The following is a 2,973-nucleotide window of genomic DNA, read 5'->3' as shown; positions in this document are numbered from 1 at the left end:
ATTTTTAAAGATGAGAAAATTACCTTGTTTAATAGTTCTGATGTTAGTATTTCTTAGTTGTAAAGAAGAAGTCAATTCTGATAAAAATGTAGAAATAAATCAATCAGATTTTAAACTAAAAAATGACTTTGCACAATTATCATCAAAACTTACAAATTTTGATACAGTAAATATTTCAGTTGATTTATCAATTTGTACTTGGGAAAGAATAGAGAAAATTCAGCTTACAAAATCAAATGATAGTTTGAAGATTAATTTGATTGTAGAAGATTCAGATTTTGAAGTTCAACATCAATTTTTCAAAATAGAAGAAAATGATTCAGTTTGGAAGATTGGTAACTTCTTAAAAAACAATGAGAACAGGTTGAAAACTAATGATTCTGATTCTTCTCCAAGAATGGTAGTTTTTAATAAAACAGATACTTTAAAATATTACACTGATGGACTCGTAGATAGTAATAACTTTATTGCGGAATACTACAGAATGATGCATAAAATAGATCCCACTAATGAATTATATGATTTAATTACTACTGTAGATTCTATAAAATAAAAAACAGGTTTGAAATATAAACCAGGAATAGCCAGTACTTTAATAATAGTGACTTTTGTTACAGGAATAATGCTAGGCTTTTATGTACAAAGATTTAGAATCTCAGATTACAGATGGATTTACCAGTATGGAAGTTATCTCAATTTAGTAATGGTTTTCGGATCAATTAGTTATTCATTTTATCATGCCTTAGTTATCATAACAGACAAGAAAATTACCCCTAAAAAGAAGCTGCTATGGATTTTAATTGGTTCAATTCCATTTTTATATTTTGCATTTAGAATGGTTTCAGCTTCTATTTAGAAATCCCAACATAAAAACGCGCAACAACAACGGTTACCGCAAATGGCGGGTTTTCCAGAAAAGAACTAAATTAGTTTCCATAATAAACCAAACCGTAAGCCGACAAACCCGCATCCATAATTCCGCGCCACTTGTCGTTAACCGGGACCGTTGTGCCAAATATTTAATCGAAATCCGAACTTAAAAACCTAAAAATCAAAATTTAATGCGAAAATTATCAATTGTAGCTTTTTTAGCTTTATTTACTATTACAACTTATGGTCAAGAAAAAACTTATAATACAGAAAAAGTTTGGAGAATTAACTTTTTAAATCCAGGTGCTGAATTAGAAATTCCAACTGGAAATTACTCAACTTTTTCAACAGAATTAGGAATTGGATATGGTGGAGGATATCCGGATCTGACTTATGCTAACAATGGAATTATTTACATAATTGCTCCATTTTTAGATTTACAGCAAAAATGGTATTATAACTTGAATAAAAGAATTGGAAAAAATAAAACGGTTGAAAATAACTCAGGAAATTTTATTTCAGTAAGATTTATAACAAGAGGAAATTCAATTGCAGAGAATGTTATTCGAACTTCTAACTTCGATTTCGCTTTTCAACCAACTTGGGGAATACAAAGAAAATACGGAGAAAAATTTCATTTATTATTTGACGTTGGACCTCAATATTATTTTGACACAGAAGGAAACGCAAATATTTTCCCCATTATGTTCCAGTTAAATTTAGGATTCGATCTATAAATGAAAAAGTTAGTAATATTCACACTATTTTCTTTAGTCACATTAATTATAAATGGACAAAATTTCAATAAGAAAGAAATAAAGAGGCTTTCTCATTTAGGAATAGAAATCTCCAATTCCGATTCAATCAGGAATAAGATTAATAGTGACTTTAATAGAATTTTATTCTTAGAAAGAAAATGAACCACTATGGACTTGAAGTCCATAGTTTCGGGCTGGTGACTTAAAGTCACCGCTATGGACATTACTCAATACTAAAGTTTGTGCCTCCCCTATCGTCTGGTTTTCTATGGTGCTCTAGATATTCATTTACCATCTCATCCGTAATATTTCCAGTACTCCAACATCCATATCCGATAGCCCAAAAATGCCGACCCCAATACCGCTTTTTTAATTCAGGAAATTCCTGTTGAAGCTTCCTTGAACTTCTACCCTTAAACTTCTTGACCAAATCGCTAATGTTTTGCGAGGGACGATAATCTATGTGCATATGAACGTGATCTTTGGAGATGACACCTTTTAATATTTCCACATCCTCTGCTTCACAAATTTGTATTAGCAGCTTACGGCAACGTAGCTTAATATCACCCGTTAAAACAGGATATCTGTATTTTGTGCTCCAAACTAGATGCGCGGTAAGTTGCGAAACGCTATGTCCATTTGATCTTTGTTCTGACATTAAACAAAGGTAAGTTTTTTTAGAAGCTAAAGCGAAATGCACTAAAGTGCATAGTTTGAACTAACCCTGAGACCAATCAAACAAAACAGCTGGGATAATCTTATCATCATTGTCAGTATTAAGTATTGGGACAGGGATAGGAATTATAGCGAACCCAATAGAATCTACAGGCGAGGAAAATGCCTATCGTAATTTAATGGGAGGTTTCATACTTGCCAGTGGAGCTATTGAAGGAGGTATTGGAATTCCGCTTTTATTCGTATCCAAAAGAAAAAAGAGAGAAAGAGATTTACTTTTAGAGAAATATAAAAACTAACAGTTAAAATATTTTATCTAAAAATACTTGGCACAACACCGCTTCATCGCAAATAACGGGTATTGTCGAAAAAGTGTAATTTTAGTAACCAGGAAACAAAACAATTAAGCCGACAAGTCCGCATCCCTACTCCCGCAACTTGCGATAAGCGAAACCGTTACCAACAAGAGTGCGCTGGAATTTTTAAATTTCTCATTACTATTTTTCTCCGATTTTTATAAAAATTCTGCGTTTCAACATGGAAATTAACTCAACGGGAAGCGTATTTTTTCAGTTCGTGATTTTATGGATTTTCAAATGAAAAATTTTTCCCTGGCGCTGAAAAATATTCACGATTAATAATGGCAAATTTTAATAAAGCGCTTTTTTCG

The 2,973-nt window shown here is 31.9% G+C and carries 5 protein-coding genes; 4 read left to right on the top strand and 1 reads right to left on the bottom strand.

The features are described from left to right. The 3 genes from RM553_RS19240 to RM553_RS19230 all read left to right on the top strand — a co-directional run. On the top strand, nucleotides 1-553 hold a 553-nt coding region (locus RM553_RS19240), incomplete at its 5' end, for a hypothetical protein (RefSeq protein ID WP_311536591.1). Between the two features lie 9 nt (nucleotides 554-562). Further along, nucleotides 563-856 carry a hypothetical protein gene (locus RM553_RS19235; protein ID WP_311536590.1) on the top strand — a complete coding sequence of 98 codons (294 nt, stop codon included), beginning with the start codon at nucleotides 563-565 and terminating at the stop codon, nucleotides 854-856. 205 nt (nucleotides 857-1,061) lie between these two features. Beyond that, complete coding sequence (locus RM553_RS19230) at nucleotides 1,062-1,607, top strand: hypothetical protein (protein WP_311536589.1); 546 nt, start codon at nucleotides 1,062-1,064, stop codon at nucleotides 1,605-1,607. Nucleotides 1,608-1,851: 244 nt separating this feature from the next. Here RM553_RS19230 and tnpA read toward each other — a convergent pair whose 3' ends face one another. Then, nucleotides 1,852-2,286: an IS200/IS605 family transposase gene (gene tnpA, locus RM553_RS19225; RefSeq protein WP_311536588.1), complete on the bottom strand. Its 435-nt coding sequence runs from the start codon at nucleotides 2,284-2,286 to the stop codon at nucleotides 1,852-1,854. A gap of 109 nt (nucleotides 2,287-2,395) precedes the next feature. Between tnpA and RM553_RS19220 the strand changes: the two genes are divergently transcribed. Beyond that, entirely contained in the window at nucleotides 2,396-2,602 is a 207-nt protein-coding gene (locus RM553_RS19220; protein ID WP_311536587.1) for a hypothetical protein, read from the top strand. The last annotated feature ends 371 nt before the right edge of the window (nucleotides 2,603-2,973 follow it).

Source organism: Autumnicola tepida, assembly GCF_031846485.1.
In the GTDB taxonomy this organism is placed as follows: Bacteria; Bacteroidota; Bacteroidia; order Flavobacteriales; family Flavobacteriaceae; genus Autumnicola; species Autumnicola tepida.
The sequence above is the reverse complement of the archived record's forward strand: the minus strand, read 5'-3'. Positions and strand labels throughout refer to the sequence as shown.

Bases quoted from the DNA above. Each gene is read 5' to 3' on its own strand.
- RM553_RS19230 (WP_311536589.1), top strand. From the start codon at position 1,062: ATGCGAAAATTATCAATTGTAGCTTTTTTAGCTTTATTTACTATTACA.
- tnpA (WP_311536588.1), bottom strand. From the start codon at position 2,286: ATGTCAGAACAAAGATCAAATGGACATAGCGTTTCGCAACTTACCGCG.